The sequence below is a fragment of the Pedobacter sp. MC2016-14 genome, from assembly GCF_020991475.1.
GTDB lineage: Bacteria > Bacteroidota > Bacteroidia > Sphingobacteriales > Sphingobacteriaceae > Pedobacter.
In genome coordinates this window covers 2,168,740-2,187,677 of sequence record NZ_JAJMPA010000001.1, presented here as the reverse complement: position 1 = coordinate 2,187,677, position 18,938 = coordinate 2,168,740, and the positions used below count along the sequence as shown (strand labels likewise).

At 38.8% G+C, this 18,938-nt stretch carries 17 protein-coding genes; 2 read left to right on the top strand and 15 right to left on the bottom strand.

The genetic code is table 11. The features are described from left to right. Nucleotides 1-3: 3 nt before the first annotated feature. From LPB86_RS09105 to LPB86_RS09080, 6 genes are all read right to left on the bottom strand, one after another. The gene (locus tag LPB86_RS09105; RefSeq protein ID WP_230642589.1) at nt 4-1,098 is read right to left on the bottom strand and encodes a TlpA disulfide reductase family protein; all 1,095 of its coding nucleotides are present in this window, start codon (nt 1,096-1,098) and stop codon (nt 4-6) included. Nucleotides 1,099-1,109: 11 nt separating this feature from the next. After that, a complete protein-coding gene (locus LPB86_RS09100; RefSeq protein ID WP_230642586.1) occupies nt 1,110-1,412 on the bottom strand; it encodes a hypothetical protein in 303 nt (100 codons plus the stop codon). 3 nt (nt 1,413-1,415) lie between these two features. Beyond that, nucleotides 1,416-2,843: a RagB/SusD family nutrient uptake outer membrane protein gene (locus LPB86_RS09095; protein ID WP_230642585.1), complete on the bottom strand. Its 1,428-nt coding sequence runs from the start codon at nt 2,841-2,843 to the stop codon at nt 1,416-1,418. A 12-nt stretch (nt 2,844-2,855) separates the two neighbouring features. Further along, nucleotides 2,856-6,212 (bottom strand): SusC/RagA family TonB-linked outer membrane protein, encoded by a 3,357-nt coding sequence (locus tag LPB86_RS09090; protein WP_230642582.1) that lies wholly within the window; start codon nt 6,210-6,212, stop codon nt 2,856-2,858. A gap of 115 nt (nt 6,213-6,327) precedes the next feature. Continuing rightward, nucleotides 6,328-7,461: a FecR family protein gene (locus tag LPB86_RS09085; protein WP_230642579.1), complete on the bottom strand. Its 1,134-nt coding sequence runs from the start codon at nt 7,459-7,461 to the stop codon at nt 6,328-6,330. 71 nt (nt 7,462-7,532) lie between these two features. Further along, nucleotides 7,533-8,117 carry an RNA polymerase sigma factor gene (locus tag LPB86_RS09080; RefSeq protein WP_230642577.1) on the bottom strand — a complete coding sequence of 195 codons (585 nt, stop codon included), beginning with the start codon at nt 8,115-8,117 and terminating at the stop codon, nt 7,533-7,535. 384 nt (nt 8,118-8,501) lie between these two features. Between LPB86_RS09080 and LPB86_RS09075 the strand changes: the two genes are divergently transcribed. Both LPB86_RS09075 and LPB86_RS09070 read left to right on the top strand, forming a co-directional pair. Further along, complete coding sequence (locus tag LPB86_RS09075; protein WP_230642574.1) at nt 8,502-10,328, top strand: DUF4153 domain-containing protein; 1,827 nt, start codon at nt 8,502-8,504, stop codon at nt 10,326-10,328. 33 nt (nt 10,329-10,361) lie between these two features. Beyond that, nucleotides 10,362-11,354: an ATP-binding cassette domain-containing protein gene (locus LPB86_RS09070; protein WP_230642572.1), complete on the top strand. Its 993-nt coding sequence runs from the start codon at nt 10,362-10,364 to the stop codon at nt 11,352-11,354. A gap of 15 nt (nt 11,355-11,369) precedes the next feature. On the opposite strand, the gene LPB86_RS09065 is transcribed toward LPB86_RS09070, so the two are convergent. The 9 genes from LPB86_RS09065 to hemL are packed head-to-tail and all read right to left on the bottom strand — an operon-like array spanning nt 11,370 to nt 18,906. After that, on the bottom strand, nt 11,370-11,786 hold the full coding sequence (locus tag LPB86_RS09065) for a hypothetical protein (RefSeq protein WP_230642570.1): 417 nt from the start codon (nt 11,784-11,786) through the stop codon (nt 11,370-11,372). 49 nt (nt 11,787-11,835) lie between these two features. Further along, nucleotides 11,836-12,654, bottom strand: coding sequence for an outer membrane beta-barrel protein (locus tag LPB86_RS09060; RefSeq protein ID WP_230642567.1), 819 nt, complete (start codon nt 12,652-12,654; stop codon nt 11,836-11,838). An 11-nt stretch (nt 12,655-12,665) separates the two neighbouring features. Continuing rightward, entirely contained in the window at nt 12,666-13,796 is a 1,131-nt protein-coding gene (locus LPB86_RS09055; RefSeq protein WP_230642564.1) for a hypothetical protein, read from the bottom strand. Nucleotides 13,797-13,816: 20 nt separating this feature from the next. After that, entirely contained in the window at nt 13,817-14,362 is a 546-nt protein-coding gene (locus LPB86_RS09050) for a CopD family protein (RefSeq protein ID WP_230642561.1), read from the bottom strand. A 4-nt stretch (nt 14,363-14,366) separates the two neighbouring features. Further along, nucleotides 14,367-15,389 (bottom strand): uroporphyrinogen decarboxylase, encoded by a 1,023-nt coding sequence (hemE, locus tag LPB86_RS09045; RefSeq protein WP_230642558.1) that lies wholly within the window; start codon nt 15,387-15,389, stop codon nt 14,367-14,369. Nucleotides 15,390-15,403: 14 nt separating this feature from the next. After that, nucleotides 15,404-15,919, bottom strand: a complete 516-nt coding sequence (locus LPB86_RS09040; RefSeq protein WP_230642556.1) for a hypothetical protein — start codon at nt 15,917-15,919, stop codon at nt 15,404-15,406. Nucleotides 15,920-15,921: 2 nt separating this feature from the next. Beyond that, the gene (locus tag LPB86_RS09035; RefSeq protein ID WP_230644320.1) at nt 15,922-16,629 is read right to left on the bottom strand and encodes a response regulator transcription factor; all 708 of its coding nucleotides are present in this window, start codon (nt 16,627-16,629) and stop codon (nt 15,922-15,924) included. A 2-nt stretch (nt 16,630-16,631) separates the two neighbouring features. Then, nucleotides 16,632-17,498: a sensor histidine kinase KdpD gene (locus tag LPB86_RS09030; RefSeq protein ID WP_230642553.1), complete on the bottom strand. Its 867-nt coding sequence runs from the start codon at nt 17,496-17,498 to the stop codon at nt 16,632-16,634. A gap of 34 nt (nt 17,499-17,532) precedes the next feature. Next, nucleotides 17,533-18,906 carry a glutamate-1-semialdehyde 2,1-aminomutase gene (hemL, locus tag LPB86_RS09025; RefSeq protein WP_230642550.1) on the bottom strand — a complete coding sequence of 458 codons (1,374 nt, stop codon included), beginning with the start codon at nt 18,904-18,906 and terminating at the stop codon, nt 17,533-17,535. Nucleotides 18,907-18,938 lie beyond the last annotated feature (32 nt).

Below are 18,938 nucleotides of genomic sequence, written 5' to 3'. Positions count from 1 at the left end.
AAATTAGTTACCCTTTAAGGATTTTATCTTTTCTTCTAATGCTTCACCTCTTAAACCCAAGGCGATAATTTTACCTTTAGGATCAATCATAAAATTAAATGGCAATGCCCGGATGCCATAAAGTCCGGCGGCAATTCCATTGGTTGACTCGGGATCATTTAACTGCGGCCAGGGCAATTGATCTGTCTTGATAGCAGTTCTCCAGGATGTAGCATCCGCATCAAGTGAAACACCTAAAAATTTCAAGGAATCAGAAGCATAGTTTTGATAACATTTAACAATAGTGGGATTTTCCTTACGGCAGGGGCCACACCAGCTGGCCCAAAAATCTACAAATACGTAACTGCCTTTATAGTCAGACAAGCGTATAGTCCTACCTTCAGTATCCTTCAATGCAAAATCTGGTGCTAAATTCCCTATTGCTATGTTTTTACCCGCCTTAAGGAAGCCAGCTATCCGCTTACCATAAAAAGATTGCTGCACCCTTGGAGAAAGTAATTTGAAGTACTTAGAAACCTCCATACGATCAGTCCTGGTCATATATAGATCACTAGTTATCATTGCTGTTGCTACATTATCAGGATTGGATTTTGTAATGGCAGCAAGCAAACTATCCTGTCTTTGTTGCAAAACAATGGATGCATTGCTGGTTTTGTCTTTTAAATCACCATTAACAGCTTTAACCATTTTGCGGTAGTCACTTACCAATTCAAATCTTTTATTCTTAAATGTATTATACAACTCATTTTCCTTAGAATTGGTGATCAAAGCGTTAAAAAGCTGATCAACCTTTCCTGCAACGACCATTGTTGAGTTTTCCGCTACAAAAATCCTGATTTGCTTATTGGCTGAATTACTCAGGGTACATATTACAGGCTCAGGCAGGCTTCCTTTGATGCTAAACTTATTGGCAAGAGACAGTCCTGTTTCTTGCACTTTCTCTGCCCCTATTTTATAGGTAAGGAAAAATTCAGTACCGTCAGCCGCTACCACCTCTCCCTTTAAATTATAAGCATTCTGGCTAAAGCCCAACAGGGGTGTTAGCCAGAATACGAATAAACTGAACACTTTGTATACTACTTTAAAAAATGTATCCATGAGGTACTTATTTAGTAATTTAATCCAGGAATTGGTGACTCCTCTACAATTTTATCCAGCATTTGCTTTAAATATTGGAGGTGAATTTTTGTATCCTGATCTTTAGTTTTTATAATACCACGTGAAATATCAGTACGCAAGTCCTTCAGGTGTGCAAATGCTAAAGCTTTTACATTTGAATACAGCAATGTAGCAGCTATCTTTTTTTTGTTCTTGTCATCAAATAATGCACAAGAATGAAGCCCTGCGCCAAACAGTAGGGTAGCAGTAGCCAGGCTAAAAAGCCTGGCTTTACTGTTTATAAAATTACCCATACTTTATAAATATCCTGGATTTTGTTTTAAGTTAGGATTTGCATCAGTCGCTGCCGTAGGGAAAGGCAAAAGTTTAGCAGTAGGCTTATAACTTGGTTTTAAAGTACCAATTACAATATCAGCTTGACCTGTACGTTTCAGGTTGAACCATCGGAAAGCCTGCTCACAAAATAGTTCCTTACGATTTTCTAAAGCAATTTCAGTGAGCAATGTCCCCTGTACAGTAGAAGTACTCACACTAGCTCCTGCTCTGGTACGAATCACATTCAAGTCATCTCTTGCGCCTGTTAAATTAGTGCCAATTCTAGCTCTTGCCTCTGCGCGAATCAGGTACTGTTCTGCAACACGCATCACGACTTGTGCTTCACTGACATTAGCAGCCACTGCCAACGCTTGTGTTCGATACTTATATTTGAAAGGAACACTGTAAGTGACACCAGAGAAATTAGTATCACTCATCCACAGTGTACGTCTAACGTCAGTTGCCTCAAATAATGCCGTAAAATCAGGACTGATACGATAAGCAAAGGTAGATAATGTTGTGCCGCTCGGGAGAAAGGTGGATCCTTCAACAGTATATTGGCTTGTAGCAACCAAAGGCGGTGACATTTGCCATATCGTCTCAGCGCTGTTTTTAACAAATACTCCTGTACCAAGATTTGCTTTTGGGATTAAGTTGTATAAACTAGTTGGACTAACCACAGCAAGTACTTCAGATGCATTCGCTTCCGCAGCAACGTAGTTGCCAGTAAACATATACACCCTTGCTAATAAAGCTGCGGCAGTATATCTGTTTACACCAGCACGGTCACTAGCCGTTGCTGAATAATCCAGCAACAAGTCTGCCTTTGCCTCTGTAAGATCAGTTATTATTTTTGCATATATGTTAGCAGTTGATTCTTTTGGTAAAAAAGCAGTAACATTTGAATTGGTTTCGAGTACTAGAGGTACGTCTCCAAAAGTATTAACAAGGTTGAAATAACAGTATGCACGAATAAATTTTGCTTCAGCGGTATATTGTTTACGGATTTGAGCAGATGTACCCGTTGAAGTAGCCAAGCCTTCGATAACAGAATTGGCCCGGTAAATAATTGCATACCAATCCGAAAACAAACCAGCCTGTCCGCTACTCGCCAAATTGTAAGTATTATTATTGTATTCTTGTTGAGTAAGTACTGTAGCAAGATATAGTAAATCATCTGCCTGTAGAGAACTGTAAACAGTAAGGTTTTGCTGTTGCGTGGTACTTAAAGCCAGGCCGCTGAACATACCTGAACGGGCACTTGTTGCTAGTTTATCTGAAGCGTATACCAACTCACTTGGCACTTGGTTTAGAGGTGCGTCGATATCTATAATTTTTTCGCAACCTGAACTAATTATCATTATTAGTGTAAGGAAGCCTGTCATTATGGTATATATGGATTTTGACATAATTTCTGGGTTTTAAAAAGTTAACTGTAAACCTGCTGTTATGGTGCGCAAGGGTGGAGTTGCTACACCTTGAGATTCGGGGTCAAAACCTTCGTAGTTTGTGATGGTAAATAAATTCTGAGCTTGTACATATATCCTAATGGTTTGAGCATCTATTTTTGACAGCCATTTTGTTGGTAGTACATACGATAAATTCACATTTTTCATTCTTATAAAAGAAGCATCAACTAACGAAGCATCTGATCCGGTATAATCTGAATATGCTATAAAAGAAGCATTACCAGCTGGTCCTCTTGTACCTGCACTAACTAAATAATCCTGAGATCCTAACGCAAGGTAGTCGTTTACTACACTCAAGGCAGCATTGCTGAAATAACCTGGAGGGTAAAATGAAGATGACAATAAGCTTATTCCTTTTTGTTTCACAAATTGGAAGGTAAAATCTAACGTAACGCCCTTGTAAGTTAGAGCATTAGTTAAACCTCCAAAAAACTTAGGATAAGACGTACCTGCATAGTAGCGATCCCCACGTCCTGTAGCTGCAAAACCTCCGGAGATACTTCCGCTGTTATTAAAATCTGTCAAAGAAGGCAGATTGGTTAAAGGATCAATACCCTTGTACTCGTATAAATAATAAGAGCTAATCGGATTACCTACGATATAGGTAGTTAAATAAGCAGATTTCTCTATATTATCAAAAGAAAGTAATTTATTCTTATTTTGACTGATGTTGAATGACGAAGTCCATTTAAAATCCTTCTTTTGGATATTTGTAGTATTTACGGTAAATTCCCATCCCGAGTTTTGCACTGTGGCAGGCAAGTTAGTTTGAGGGCCTGGAAGGCCAGCCTGTGCGCTGATTGTTGCATTCAACAATTGATTTCCAGTTCTGTTACGGTAGTAATTTGCAGTAAATGATAGACGATCCTTTAAAAATCCTAGTTCTAACCCAATGTCTAATTTTTTAGTCTCTTCCCATTGAAAATCAGGATTTGCCAAACGAGTTGGATTAAGACCTGTAGAACCAGCAAATACATAAGTTGAATTAGTATAAGTATCAAGATATCCATAATTGTCTATCTCGTCGCTTCCCACTATACCATAACTACTCCTGAGTTTACCAAAACTAAACCAGCTAAATCTATCTTTTAAAAACTGTTCTTCTGAAAAGATCCAGGCAGCTCCTACTGACCCAAAATTACCGAATTTATTTGCAGGACCAAATCTTGATGAACCATCTCTCCTAAAATTAGCATTGAAAATATATTTTCCATCATAATTATAATTTAGCCGGCCGAATAAAGAGGCGTATTTATAATCCACTGAATTGCTGGTTGTGCTTACGATTGTTGCTGCTGCAACAGTTCTCAATAAATCATCAGATGTGTAACCAGAGGCGCTGGTATAGTATGGCATTTTGGACTGTTTGAACTGATAAGAGCCACCTGCTAATGTGTTCAAAGTCCCTTTGCCAATTTTGGTATTGTAAGTAACTTGTGGTTCTACAATATAGTTATTTGTGTAGTTGTAAACAAATGCAGCAGTGCCAGATGTGGGATTAGAATTTGTACTCAGTGATGCTAATGGTCTTATAACCACCTGATTCATATCACTTTTACCGTATCCAACATTGGATTTAATGTCAAGTCCCTTTAGTAAGGTATATTTTAAGGTCAAATTAGTAAGCAAATTTGAAGTACGGTTATCATTTGTTTGCAACAAATAACCCATAGGGTTGTTTATAAAACCATCCCAGTTTAAACCTCCGTCCGCTCTGTAAAGTGGAAAATTTGGTGGAAGACTGTATGCATAAGTCGCCAAATCAGTAGTGGAGATGTTATTTTTATCTGTTGAATACATTGCAGATAGTGACAAATTAAAACGCTGATTAAACGATGCATGGTTTAAATTAAACCTACCACCACCGCGCTCATAACCTTGCCCACCTGGATACACATTTCCTTCTTTATGATAATTTCCTCCGATATAGAAATTGGTTTGCGCATCTCCACCAGATAAATTTGCATTTACATCGTTGGTCTTTGCAGTATTACCTAACATTAGTCTTTGAAAATCGGTATAACCATTTTGATCCCAACTTACCAAATCTGGAGCATTTGCCGCTGTTGGTTGTCCAGCAACAGTATTATTAGCAAATGCTTTTCTTCTAAGTGCCAGATATTGTTCTGTACCAACAGTTTCTACAAAATGCGTTACATTCGAAGCACCTGTGGAAGCATTAACGCTGAATTTAGTCTTTCCTGCTTTACCCTTTTTGGTAGTAATTAAAATAACACCATTTCCTCCCCTTGACCCATATATAGCTGTAGCATCAGCATCTTTTAATACCTCTATATTTTCAATATCAGCGGGATTAATAGAATTCATTGGGCTTGTATTTCCTTCCGCCGATGGCAAAACTAAATTTGACCGAGAAGAAAGTACATTCGTAGCAGTATTAATCGATTCAGCAAGATAAGGCACGCCATCAATTATGTATAAAGGACGATTTGGTTTAACGCCGAGTAAACCAATCCCATTTGCGCCACGAATTTGCACATTAATTCCAGCGCCTGGTAGACCATTAGTTTGTGTTAATGTAACACCAGCCAAGCGCCCTTGAAGTGCTTGCAATACATTGGTTACTGGTTGTTTCTCTAAATCTTTTGCACTTATACCTGATTGTGAACCTGTATTAAACCTACGGGTTGTAGTACCATAACCTATCACCAAAACCTCATCTAGCTTTCCCGGATCAAGTTCCATGTTAACAGACACTTTCTCAGCGACAGCGACTTCTTTGGTTTTATATCCCAAATAACTTAGCACCAATATTGAATTGGCATTGGGGGCCTGTAAGGCAAAAGTTCCTCTTGCATTGGTAACCCTAACAATGTTAGTACCTTTTAGCATCACTGAGACACCGGGTAGCGGCATACCATTTTCATCATTTACAACTCCATTTACGATCAAATCCTGAACAAACAGACTGGAAAGTTTTTCAAGGAAAGCCTTTTCTTTAATAACCACTGTTTTATCTTCTATACTATAAGTAAGTGGTTGCGAGGTTAAGCAACTTTTTAGCACCTCATCCAGAGTTGCATTGCTTACATTAATATTTACAGCGCCTACTTTCTCGATAACCTCACGGTCAAACAAGAAATCATAGCCACTTTGAGTTCTTATTTCTTTGAATATACTGATTAACGATGCGTTCTTTTTACTAAGCGTAATCTTCTGTCCGTAAGACGAAGCACTTACCTGCATAATAGCAGCAATTAAAAAGACGGCGGTTAAACGCATAATTAACAAAATTTTATGGATACAGCCGAACGGCATACCCGGTTTCCTGGTATAATTTTTATACATTTGTAATGGTTTAAGTTGATACGTTTGACAAAAAATATTATGGCTTATTCCTAATCCACCAGAAGTGTTTCCAGCACTTCTGGTTTCTTTTCAGATAAACCGTTTCGAATAGTAGTTATTTATATACGGTTATCCTCCTTCCTTCGATTTTAAAATGCACTTTTCCTGTTGATTCTATTAGTTTTAATATGGACGAGATATTTTTAGAACGCGACATCCATCCACCTAATTTTATACGCTCTGGTACAGATTGATCATAAAAAATATCTACATCATACCAGCGGGCTATTTTCCTCATTACACTTTTAAAGTCATCACCTGCAAAAGAAAAATCTCCATTTTTCCAATCCACAAAAGTTGCAACATCAACATCCTGCACAGTTACCGCTTTATCTTTGCTAACTCCTTGTTGTCCGGGCTTAAGCAACGTATTTCCATTGAGCCTCACACTCCCTTCCAGCAAAGTAGTTTTAGCCAGCGGCTCATCATCATAAGCATTCACATTAAAATGTGTACCCAATACCTCTATCTCCTGCACTGCCGTTTTTACTATGAATGGTTGTGCTTCATTATGAAAAACCTCAAAATAGGCTTCTCCGCGCAATTCCACGCGTCGTTGTCCTGCTCCAGAAAATGTAGAAGGATATCTTAAAGACGAAGCGGCATTTAACCAAACATTTGTTCCATCGGGGAGTACTACTTTATATTTGCCCCCCATAGGCGTGGCAATGGAATTATAGGAAATCTCTGCGGACCTGGCATCCGGTTGATCTATTATAGTGTAAACCAACTGGCCATCTTTAGACTTTGTAATACTTACCCCTGCTTCCTTAGCTATATTCCCAATCCCAGCATCTGTTAAATTTATTTTTTTGCCTCCGGCCAGCGTCAGTACGGCTTTATCACCACCAGTTGATATTGATTTTGTCGCGGCCTGTAATTCAGCTTCACGTTTGGCAGCAGATTCTGTATTAAAATAAAAGATAAGACCCGTAGAGAGTACAACAAGAATAGCTGCAGCAACCGCAATGCGCGGCCACAACTTAACTTTAGTAATCTTCGGGCTGGTCGCCTCGGTAATCTTTCCCCACATTATTTGCTGTGCAATGTAGATTTGTTGTTCAGAAAGTGCCTTACCACCATTAACATTCCATTTTAGGTATGCAGATTCCAACCAGGAAATTTCCTCAGCAGTACAATTGCCATTGCTATATTTCTCTAGTAATTCTTTGAATTTATGGTCTTGCATATCAAAAATCAGTATATAGTATTAGTCGTATATAAGTAATACAACTCAACTAAACAGATTGGGGATGCAGATTAAAAAAAAAATGTAAATATTCTTAAACCTAGCCTTACCCTTAAGGTTTTTAAGGCTTTTTTCATCTGATCGGCCACTGTAGATTCTGCGAGACCTAATTTCTGCGCAATTTCGCGGTTACTAAGGTGTTCTTTCTGACGAAGTTCAAAAATCTCCCTCATTCTGGGCGGCAATGCTGCAATTTCATTAGCTATTATTGCTGCGAACTGTTTTTCTCTCACCAGATAATCTGTGATTACCTCAGTTTCTTCATTTAAACTGGTAAAAGATTCTGCATAGGCAGATGTAATCTTCTTGTGCTTAATTAAATTAAAGATGCCATTTCTAACGGCAGTATAAAGATAGCCCGAGAGGTTATTTGCAGCATCAAGGTTCTCCTTTTTGGCCCATAAATTAATAAACATCTCCTGTACAACATCCCGCGCATCGTTTTCTTCACGAAGTTTATTATAGGCATGGGCATAAAGAATAGCGCTGTAGCGATTGAAAATTTCTGTAAAAGCCGCATGATCTCCTGCCCTCATTAATAGAGCCAATTTATCATCAGGAAATTTACTGTATTCTGCCCCCGCATTCATATGCATTCATTAATTCCCGCAGCTCAAAATCTGACACTGTAAGATCAAAAATACAATATCATTAGGAGTTATCAAAACCTACAAATAAACGAGCAGGAGTATGACGGTTTATAAATAAGAATGGCCAACCCCTAAAGGTCGGCCGTCTTACAGTTTTAATTATGAATGTAATTTTTTATGAGCCACAAATCTCCATATTCTCAATTATATGATCAACAATACTCAAATAATCCATAAATTTTATGGAAAACTAAGCGAATATCCATTTTTCACACAAAATTGAAGCACTTGAACACTCAAGGCCGATATTTTTTCGATTACCTTTAAAGGAAGTTTTGAATAAAATGTAGGTACAATTTATGTTTACATTTATAGTTATAATTCAGAAATATGAAACTACCATCATTATATTCTTTATGGATCAGCCTTAAAACAGTTGCCATTAGGTTTCCTTTGCAAGTTCTAGCAGCGATAACTGCTACCATAATATGGTGTTATCTTGCAGATCCTACAGGGCATTATAAAACTCAGGAAGACAATCTCCTTAAACTGCTTTTGGTTTGCAATCTCTCCTTAGCACTTTTACTAGCGGCTGATTTGTATGCAGAAGCAGCCAATTATACCTCTGCCAGGAAATGGGGCTTACGATTATTATGCCTTTGCATTTGCACAGCGCTTTACTTTATATTGCATCCTGCGGTTTACAAAGCTGATGCTTTTCGCATTGCATTATTGGCTCTTGCTTTTCATTTACTGGTTGCGTTTGCACCTTACATCAATAAGGATAACCTCAACGGTTTTTGGGAGTATAATAAAACCCTGTTTTTAAGATTTCTAACTTCGGCATTGTACGCAGGGGTATTGTTCTCAGGCTTGGCTGTGGCCATAGGTGCCGTTAATGCTTTGTTTGATGCCAATATAGGCTTTAATACTTACCACAGGTTATTTGCAATAATTACAGGTAGTTTTATGACCATCTTTTTTCTCGCCGGCTTGCCTCTAAACTTACACAACACACATGCAGAAGAAACTTACCCAAAAGCGCTTAAAATATTTACGCAGTATGTGCTGATCCCATTGGCAATTATTTACCTTGCTATATTACTCGTTTATGAAATTAAAATTGCCATCAACTGGGAATTGCCAAGGGGTATGGTATCTACCTTAATTCTTGGTTATGCTGTCTTTGGGATTTTATCACTATTGCTTATTTACCCTATTAAAGATAAAGAGGGCAATGGCTGGATCAAGTTATTTTCAAAATTCTTTTACATTATGATGCTTCCTTTGCTTGTCCTACTAGTACTGGCTGTATGGGAGCGGGTGAGCAGCTATGGGATCACAGAATCCCGTTACCTTCTGATAGTTTTAGCCTTATGGCTGGCTTCTATTACCTTTTACTTCCTTCTAAGCAAAAAACAGAATATTAAAGTGATCCCTGTAAGTCTTTGTCTCCTTGCTTTATTGGCAACATACGGACCCCAGAGTGCATTTTCTGTCTCTAAGTATGCTCAGGTAGCCAGGCTTAAAGATTTGATGAAAGAAAAAAAAGACAGAGATGATGAACAAATCAATAGTGTAATGGAATATCTGGTAGACCAGCACGGATTGCAGTCCTTACAGTCATTTACTAGTGCAGATCTTGAACACATTGAAGATGAAATTGAACTCAAATCAGTGAGAGGCAACAGGTATTTCATTTCAGCTACAAAACTTGATACTGCACATGCTTTGCTAAAAGTAGAAAAAGAATCCTTCAATAATTACATTACATTTAATCTGATTCCTGAGGGAAAAAATTTGCTGGACATCAATGGCTACAATAAGATGGTGAACATTGAACGTTTTGAAAACATTACAGAATCAAAACTAAATGGGATAAAGCTGACCACTCAAAAGATGACTAATAACAATTTAAAAATCAGCCTTGGTAAAGACCAGGAAATGATATTAGACATCAACAAAATGGTTATAGATGCGGTAACTCATGCAAAATCTAAAGATTCTAAACAGGTAAATGGTTCTTCTGATGAACCTGCAGCTAGAACAGGTGCTGAAGAGATCCTTCCGATAAATTATTTTACAGTTTCAGGTCAGCTGAATAGGTACCAGTTTAAATTTATTGCCACTTCAATTAATACAAATTGGAACCCCAAGCTTAAAACAGAAAAGATCTGGACTGAATATGGTGGTTATCTGCTGATCAAAACTGATTAGAATCAACTTCACTGTTTTTACTATCTTTACCCTGTGGACGAACAGATCATCAGCGTAAAAGGCCTAAGCAGGCAATATCAAACAGAGCAGGCCTCAGGAGTAAAAGACATCACTTTTAATGTAAAAAAAGGCGAAGTTATTGCAATTATCGGCGAAAGTGGAAGTGGGAAATCTACCCTGCTAAAATGCATCTATGGTCTGATAAAACCTGATGCTGGTGAGGTTCTGTTTAAAGGAAGCCGGATCCTGGGCCCAGATGAACAGCTCATTCCGGGGCATAGGGAGATGAAAATGGTAACCCAGGATTTTTCACTGAATATATACGCAAAAGTATACGATAATATTGCTTCAATGTTATCCAATACAGACCTTAAAGCCAAGCAAGAAAAAACCATTAACATTATGGAGCACCTCAGGATTAGACACCTGAGCGATAAAAAAATAATTGCCTTAAGTGGTGGCGAACAACAAAGGGTTGCCATAGCAAAAGCGATGGTTACAGACACCGCAGTATTGCTGCTTGACGAACCTTTTAGCCAGGTAGATGCCTTACTTAAGAATCAGTTGCGTGCAGACATAAAAAGGATAGCTACCGAAACGGGGGTAACAGTATTGATGGTTTCTCATGATCCTGCTGACGGGCTTTTTCTTGCCGACAATCTGCTCCTGATTAAAGAAGGTAAGTTGATACAGCAGGGTAAGCCAGCGCATGTCTATAACCATCCAGAACATATCTATACCGCCCAATTGTTGGGTAATGCTGTAGTTTTAAATGCAGAAGAAGCGAGAAAACTCGGACTCGAAATATCTGCCTCACAAGCCGTTTTTTATCCTGAGTGGGTAGAACTCAGCAGTTCATGGAACAGCAGACGTTTTGAAGTAAAAGAAGTGTACTACAAAGGGTTCTATGAAGAACTGGTACTAGAAAGAAATGGAGTAACCATCAGAGCCATCCAGCTGAATAGAGGTGAACATAAAAAAAACGACCACGTTCAGGCGAACATTGGTCGTTTCTTAAATTTTTAACTTATTAAGCAGGTCTTAGGTTACATCAACCGATGGAATCAACACAATTTTAGCACGAATACGAACTGAGGGTCTCGTTGGATTTTGCGTAGTATATTCAGAACGTTGAAGATCTACAGCAATCCCCCCGTTAAATTGCTCGTAACTATAACTGTTTCCACTATAAACATATGGTAATTGAATGTAGCTATTTACATTAACCGGATGATCTAAGTACACCAGTATACCCTCAATATCTACGTTCGTCCTATCTATTTCAGGGATAGATAACTCTGCAGTATAATTTGCACCATTATTTGAAGATACCCATTGATTAGGCTCAATGTATATGATGATCGTTCTATTCGGAGTATCCTGTATAATTTCATCTTTTTGACACGATACAAGCCCCAGCGTAATCGTGCACAACAATAGTAAAAGTATTTTCTTCATTTGGTTTAATTTATGTGTACGAAACCATTAGCAAAACTACTGCCATAAATTAATTCATCCCCCAGGTTAAGCCGAATGACATATTTTTCAACCCTGCTTGTGCGGCTGTTTCAAACATGTCATTAAAATAGTATTTAGTAAAGATCCCAAAACTACCATAACCCAAACGCACCGTACCACCATACCTTACTGATTGAAAGTTATAATCATCTCTGAACTTCTCCTTACCGCGCTCCTCACTTTTCTGTTTCACTTTGCCATTTAATAAAAAGCTAGCTTCCGGTCCAACAACAAAATATACCCTCTTTCCCCTGTCATTTTCTTTGGTACGGAATTGGAAACTCAATGGAATATGAAAGTAACTGCTCGAAAATCGGTTTTTACTAAAGGCGATCGGTTCATTGATATAATTCAGAGCCGGCTGATCTTCCTGAATGGTAATGTTCTTTTTTAAACGAATTAGAGTCCAGTCGAAACCACCAGCAAGAAGCAATTTAAAATGTGGATTAAACCGATAACCAAGGTCTATAACATCAAAAGAAAAAGTACTTGTTTTGGCATCCTTATAATCCAGAAAATCATTTTGGGCCGAGAGTTTAAAACTACCATTATCCAGGAGCCTCGAAAATCCAAGATCTATCCGCGTTAAGGTAATTCCACCAACAAACCCTGGTTTATAGGGCTTCTTTGAAGTGATATCCCGCTTAGTACTGTCTCTCCTGTTTCCGAAATCCCAGGATGCAGAGAATTTTTTCTTTTTAACTATAGTGGTATCCGTAACAATTACTCCAGTAGTATCTTGTTGCGCAACTGCATGCTGGAAAAAAGCCCCAGTCATTAAAACTGCCGTTAATAGAATCGCCTTCATTTATAATTGACTTATTTTTTAACCTTAAATAACTTAAAATCTTGCTTGTACGTCAGGAAAAACGAATGGTTAAACTGAAGTTGCTTGTCCATATGATCCAAATCTACATGAGGTTCAACACGTACATCCAGGTAAAAGTTTGGAATTAATTCCTGCTGGTAAGCATACCGTAAAGATAAGATATTACGGTAGTTTTGAGTTTTGCCATAACTGTATATATTTTCAGAAACCGACTGATATAAAGGCATCCCCTTAATTGTGATAAAATTATTGCCCTTCCAGTAAGAAGCTACTATACTCCCAAACTTACTCACCATACCGGCATTCAACCATAAACCAAATCCACCTTCATAAGCGCGCCGATTCTCTGGAGAAAAATCCTTGTAGGCGGCAACGTAATTGTCCGTGTAAATTTCCTTTACATTTCTGTTAATGAGCTTATGGATTTTAAAGCCCGTAGCACCATTAAACAAGGTGCTGATGGGGATTTCCTTTAAAACATCAATCTGCCCTCCCTGATGATACACCAGAAACTGTGCAGGAATACTCAGTTTCCATCCATTACTTTCTGCAACTGTACTTTCCGTAGATAAACCACCAACAATCTCCTCTTTTGCAGCATCACCCGCATAAATCATTTTTTGCCATGCTATCCAGGCATCCAGTTTAAACTTTTCCTTTTCAACCAATAACTGTGTACCATATTCAACAGGATTGGTAATCAGTCGCTCAAAATTATAGATCGGTTCAATGTAATTGTGCTGAATTGCACCTTCCAAAGCACCAAAAACTAAGGTCAAATCCCGCTTGTGATATTTAACACTAAATAAAGGCTTGGCATCATAAACCCCGTTACTGCCAAAATCTTTTCTGATAAAGGCCCCTGCAGTAATCGCAAGGTTAGGATGAGCGTAGTAAACTAGCTGAGGTTGCAATTGCGTACCATATAAGGTATAACCATCATGAAAATCATTACTATATTCATAATTTCTAACATAATTAAAATTATAAAAGCTAAAATGAACTTCGTCAGTTAAAGTACTGTCAGGACGAATGCGGTTTTCAAAAGCAGATTGGTTAAACTGTGCATATGACAATTGTACAATAAGCATCAGCAGCATTATAAGTAAGATTTTCCTCATTGAAATGTGTTTATCAACTGTTAACAGTTGTGTTTTTTTCTATAGCTCTTATACCATTTTACGGCTACCATAATCACCATGGCTATACCCATGATGCCCAAAAGACCATAAATCCAATTAATGGCATTTTTTAGGATAACGGTAAATACAATAGCAATCATAAAAATGGTGGCCAGTTCCCGCCAAAGCCGCAACTGGAAACTAGTCATCCCGTATAGATTATTCTTCAACTGTCTAACTATTTTCTGACAGATAAAATGATAAACCAGTAAACCAAAAACGAAAAACAGCTTTACCCACATCCAGTCTGCCTGCAGCAATCCCGGATTTAAGCTAAGCATTGTAGCACCCGCCAGTACAGAAATGATCATTGCAGGCGTAGCAATCACTTTCCATAAAGTAGCTTCCATTTTTATAAACTGTTGTTGCAGGATGCTTCTTTCGGGTTCCTGTTTATCACCCGCTTCAGTATGGTAAATAAAGAGACTCAGGATATAGAATAAGCCCGCCATCCAGCTAATCACAAATACAATGTGAACGGCAAGTATGTAACGGTAATATTCCATAAACCTAGTACCTAAATTCCTTTACTACTTCAATCGCATATTTTACGTTATCAAAAGGAATATCAGGCATAATACCATGCCCAAGATTGAATATAAATCCTTTTTCGCCACGCATGCGCTCAAACAATTGGTGGATATGTTTTTTAATTACAGGCTGATCAGCATATAGAATATGAGGGTCAAGGTTACCCTGTACGGCAATACCCGCGGGTAGAGCCTGTTTAATATTCAACAGATCCGCATTCCAATCTACTGAAATTACATCTGGTTGAGCGGTAGCCATAATAGGTGCAAAAACAGAACTGCCTTTACAAAAAGAAATCACAGGGATATCTTTACGGTTTAGATTGGCAATGATCTCCTGGATGTAACGGTGTGAAAACTCCTGATAGTCGTTCCAGGAAAGTGCCAATGCCCAACTGTCAAAAATCTGAATGGCATTTACCCCAGCCGCAATTTGCAGGTTCAGGTAATCAGCCGTTACCTTCGCAATTTTAGCCAGTAATTGGTGTGCCAGTTCCGGATGGTTGTGCATCAGTAACTTTGTCAATTTAAAATCTTTAGAAGAGCCCCCCTCTACCAGGTAACTCATCACTGTAAAAGGTGCGCCAGCAAAGCCAATCAAAGGAATACTACCATTTAAGCGCTGCTGAATTACTTTAATTGCATCCGCAACATATTCCAGCTTATCCAGCACATCCACATTCAGGTTTTCGATATCCTTTGCAGTGCGCACCGGATTCGCAAACTTAGGCCCAACACCCTGAGTAAAACTCAGTTCACCGCCCATCGCTTCACCAGTTACCAAAATATCACAAAATAGAATAGCCGCATCAATTCCCAAAAGGTCAACCGGCAACATCGTTACATCAGCAGCAATTTCAGGGGTTTTGCACATTTCCAGGAAAGAATATTTGTTTTTAATTTCCCAGTATTGCGGCATAAAACGACCTGCCTGACGCATCATCCACACCGGTGGGCGTTCAGTTTGTTTTGAAAATGCAGCATCTAAAAATAACGTGTTCATCTAATTTTAATGTTTTATAAGCTATTCGCTTCTGTCTCTATTTTATTAATTATATTTTTTGTGCGCTCAGTAATGGCCAGTTCCTTAGCCCGCTCTACATAAGCAAGCACCCTTACCTTATCCTTTTTACGCAAAGCCAGGTTCGCCAGGTGAATCAGTACCAGCGCCGTATCATTTGTACCACCAAGAGGAAACCGACTGGCAATCTGAAAATGAACCTCTGCAGCATCATAGGCCTCATCTTTAAGCGCTATATTGGCTTTCATAAATTCATAATATCCTCTTCTGGATTTCAAAAGACGGTCTGGATTAGGAACCTCAGCCAAAAGCCGTTCCGCAGCCTCATAATTCCCTGCTTTAAAATGCTTGGAAGCCAGCAATATTGAGCTCTGCTTAAAGTGGCTCCATATCGTAAAGCCCAGAAACAAACCTGCCACTGCAGCGAGTTCTTCCTGATGATTATAGAGGCATACTAAACTAATAATGGCCAATAAAGCCATTAAAGCATACCTGCTCCTCGCACTATACATGTTTAGTTATGGATATCAGTGAATTTATAGCCTACTCCTCTGATGGAATGAAAATAAACAGGATTTTTTTGATCCGGTTCAAAATACTTACGGAAAGTAAGGATAAAATTATCAATGGTACGCGTAGAAGGATACACATCGTAGTTCCAAACCGTTTCTAAAATCTGTTCCCTGGATACGGCTTCATTTTTACGCTCAATGAGTAATTTCAGTAACATCGTCTCTTTTTTAGTCAAAGGAACAATGACACCATCATCCTGTTTCAACTCAAAAGAATTGAAGTAAATGGTTTTATCACCAATTTTGTAAGAATTAATTTCTTTTAAGTCGTCAGCTTTCATGCTGCGTTTTACTAAAATACCCACCCTCAAAATTAATTCTTCAAGGTTGAAAGGTTTTACCAGGTAGTCATCAGCACCTTTTTTAAGCCCAAGAACGCGGTCTTCACTGGTATTTTTAGCCGTTAAAAACATGATAGGTACTTCACTGTTTTCCAGACGAATGGTCTCACAAACCTGGAATCCATCCATTTCAGGAAGCATCACGTCCAATACAATCAGGTTAAAACGCTCTTCCTTAAATACCTTAAGTGCCATTTTACCGTCCTTAACTGCATGAACTTTGTAGCCTTCAAGTTCCAGGTTTAATTTTATAGCATCCAATAAATGGTCTTCATCTTCTACCAGTAATATTCTTAATTTTTGCATAATGATCAACTAAATGTAACTTCAAAAATTGCACCCTGAGGCACGTTATCTTTAACGCTGATGTCAGCGTCGTGGTTTTGTAAAACTTCTTTAACAATAAACAGGCCTAAACCTGTGCCTTTAGTTTTACGCACGCTCTCATCCCCCACTCTGTAAAACTTATCAAATATGAGCATTTTTTCAGCATCTGCAATGCCAGGCCCCCTGTCAGAAACCTTCAGATAAGCATGGCCATTATTGTCTGCCAGCTCCACGCCTACTTCAGCACAGGGCCCCGAATATTTTATGGCATTTTCTATAAGATTATTCACTACAGAAGATAAAGCAAAAGGATCTCCAATGATCTTTATGCCCGGTTTTATCGATGTTTTGATGACCTGTTCACATCCACAGGAATGAATTTGTAAACGGTCTGTAATTTTAGCAATAAGCTCAGAAAAATCAAACTCTTCCTTAGGAAAGGAATACGAACGGTTCTCAATTTTAGTAGCCAGCAACATATTTTCCACCAGGTCATCCAACCGTTCGATGTCTTTCAAAGAATTGTTGAGCAGGGAGGTTTGCCTCGCTTTGTCCAAATCCCTCTTTACGATGGTCTGAAGGGACAATTTCATTGCCGCAAGCGGAGATTTTAACTCATGGGTTACCGACAATAAAAAGTTAGTTTGCTGCTCATGTAAACGATCTTCCTTTTTTATAGACTTATGTAAAAAATAAGCGCCAATACACAAAAGAAACAAGAATACAGCGCCTTCGCCCATCACCATGGCCATTCTGGACGGCTGTAGTTTAACAACAAGCGTTCCCCAGGAAATCAGCTGCACCATTGCGTACACCAGCAGAAAGTAAAATATAATGATCGATTTCTTCAAAATCCTGTTATTTAAACACTAATGTAGCATTAATTTATTTATTCCTAAAAACAAGGTCCAGGGCATCAAATATGGCACGTTTTGCCTTCTCCAGCTCAATCTTGGTATGTGCAGCAGAAACAAATCCAACTTCATAACCAGAAGGGCCCAAATAAATCCCGCGGTTCAGCAACTCACGGTGCATCACCTTAAATTTTTCCATGCTTGCAGGATCAATAGCTTCTGCCGTCTGAATTTTGGTCTGATCAGTAAAAGCAAACCAGAAAATAGAACCTACGTTAAATACCTTAAAAGCATAATTTCTTGCCGTGGCAAACCTTTGAATACTCTCCGCAAATTCAGCCGCTTTGTTGTTCAGTTCTTTGTAAAATCCAGAACGTAAAAGCTCTGTAAGCTGCGCTATCCCCGCAGCCATCGCTACCGGGTTACCAGACAAGGTACCAGCCTGATAAACACCACCATCGGGTGAAATATGACCCATAATTTCAGCAGAAGCCCCATACATTCCGACCGGCAAACCACCCCCAATAATTTTTCCGTAAGTAACAATGTCAGGTTTAGCACCATAATAGGCAGCAGCACCTTCAAACCCCAACCGAAAACCGGTGATCACCTCATCAAAAATGAGTAGGGCCTGGTGTTCTTTACATATCTTTTGCAGGAAATCAATAAATTCCTGATCCTGGATCAACAAGCCGTTGTTTGCGGGTATGCCCTCAATAATTACTGCCGCAACCTGATCCTTAAACTGATCAAAAGCAGCTGTTAAAGCTGCTGTATCGTTAAGCGGAATTACAATGGTTTCTTCCGCAAAAGATTTAGGAACGCCCAATGAAGAAGTCTCTCCAAAAGTAACCAGCCCAGAACCAGCTTTAACCAGTAGTGCATCCGTATGCCCATGGTAGCAGCCTTCAAACTTAATAATCTTGTCTTTGCCTGTATATCCCCTTGCTAACCTTATGGCAGACATTACCGCTTCTGTACCAGAACTGGTAAAGCGTATTTTTTCTACGTGCTTATTATTTTTTATAATCAGTTCCGCAAGCTCGTTTTCCAGCGCAGTAGGTGCTCCAAAACTCATCCCGCTTTGCATCACCTCAGTTACCTTTTCTCTGATTTTTGGATGGTTATGGCCTAAAATTAAAGGTCCCCAGCTGCCGCAAAAATCAATAAACTGGTTTCCGTCAGCATCCCACACAAAACAACCATCGCCCTTTTGAATAAACAATGGAGTTCCGTAAACAGATTTGAAAGCCCTGACAGGAGAATTTACGCCTCCCGGAAAAAAGGTTTTCGCTTTCTCATAAAGTGCTGCTGATTTTTCCCTTGAAATATCCGGCTTACTTCCTGTATTAACAGGTATCTCCCCTTCATTTCCCGAAAACATTTTCTTTAACGATTCTAACATTTTATTTTTATGTTTTATTGGAATTGCGGTCA

What these genes read in the sequence shown, in the direction of transcription:
- LPB86_RS09105 (WP_230642589.1), bottom strand. Translation starts at nt 1,098, where the DNA reads ATGGATACATTTTTTAAAGTAGTATACAAAGTGTTCAGTTTATTCGTA.
- LPB86_RS09100 (WP_230642586.1), bottom strand. Translation starts at nt 1,412, where the DNA reads ATGGGTAATTTTATAAACAGTAAAGCCAGGCTTTTTAGCCTGGCTACT.
- LPB86_RS09095 (WP_230642585.1), bottom strand. Translation starts at nt 2,843, where the DNA reads ATGTCAAAATCCATATATACCATAATGACAGGCTTCCTTACACTAATA.
- LPB86_RS09090 (WP_230642582.1), bottom strand. Translation starts at nt 6,212, where the DNA reads ATGTATAAAAATTATACCAGGAAACCGGGTATGCCGTTCGGCTGTATC.
- LPB86_RS09085 (WP_230642579.1), bottom strand. Translation starts at nt 7,461, where the DNA reads ATGCAAGACCATAAATTCAAAGAATTACTAGAGAAATATAGCAATGGC.
- LPB86_RS09080 (WP_230642577.1), bottom strand. Translation starts at nt 8,117, where the DNA reads ATGCATATGAATGCGGGGGCAGAATACAGTAAATTTCCTGATGATAAA.
- LPB86_RS09075 (WP_230642574.1), top strand. Translation starts at nt 8,502, where the DNA reads ATGAAACTACCATCATTATATTCTTTATGGATCAGCCTTAAAACAGTT.
- LPB86_RS09065 (WP_230642570.1), bottom strand. Translation starts at nt 11,786, where the DNA reads ATGAAGAAAATACTTTTACTATTGTTGTGCACGATTACGCTGGGGCTT.
- LPB86_RS09060 (WP_230642567.1), bottom strand. Translation starts at nt 12,654, where the DNA reads ATGAAGGCGATTCTATTAACGGCAGTTTTAATGACTGGGGCTTTTTTC.
- LPB86_RS09055 (WP_230642564.1), bottom strand. Translation starts at nt 13,796, where the DNA reads ATGAGGAAAATCTTACTTATAATGCTGCTGATGCTTATTGTACAATTG.
- LPB86_RS09050 (WP_230642561.1), bottom strand. Translation starts at nt 14,362, where the DNA reads ATGGAATATTACCGTTACATACTTGCCGTTCACATTGTATTTGTGATT.
- hemE (WP_230642558.1), bottom strand. Translation starts at nt 15,389, where the DNA reads ATGAACACGTTATTTTTAGATGCTGCATTTTCAAAACAAACTGAACGC.
- LPB86_RS09040 (WP_230642556.1), bottom strand. Translation starts at nt 15,919, where the DNA reads ATGTATAGTGCGAGGAGCAGGTATGCTTTAATGGCTTTATTGGCCATT.
- hemL (WP_230642550.1), bottom strand. Translation starts at nt 18,906, where the DNA reads ATGTTAGAATCGTTAAAGAAAATGTTTTCGGGAAATGAAGGGGAGATA.